General features: G+C 42.5%; 1 other RNA gene. It reads right to left on the bottom strand.

Going from position 1 to position 325, the window contains the following annotated elements:
• Positions 1-325: a transfer-messenger RNA gene (gene ssrA / locus NV401_RS18770) on the bottom strand; the annotation flags it as partial.

The raw sequence follows: 325 nt of genomic DNA, 5'->3' as shown, positions 1-325 counted from the left end.
GTGTCCAGAGGTCCTGATACACATCTTTCTACGTGTGTAGTTTATCGAAAGGTTTCGCATCATGAAAAGTGATAAACAACCAACATGATGCTAGCTTGATTAAGTTTCTTCTAAACAGACTTCAAACGGCAGTGTTTAGCATATCCTATTAAGGTTGAATCGCGTTAACAGCACATAGGAAATGCTGTTAGGCGATGCAGAGTGCGATTAGGCAGCTACTGCGAAATTATTGTTTGATTTGCCAGTTATTATAAACTGTGTGTGTTGATGACGAAGACAACCCTCCGACACGCTTAATGAGCTCGGGGGACCCCTGTCGAATCCA

Source organism: Sphingomonas hylomeconis, from assembly GCF_025370105.1.
Taxonomy (GTDB): domain Bacteria; phylum Pseudomonadota; class Alphaproteobacteria; order Sphingomonadales; family Sphingomonadaceae; genus Sphingomonas; species Sphingomonas hylomeconis.
The sequence above is the reverse complement of the archived record's forward strand: the minus strand, read 5'-3'. Positions and strand labels throughout refer to the sequence as shown.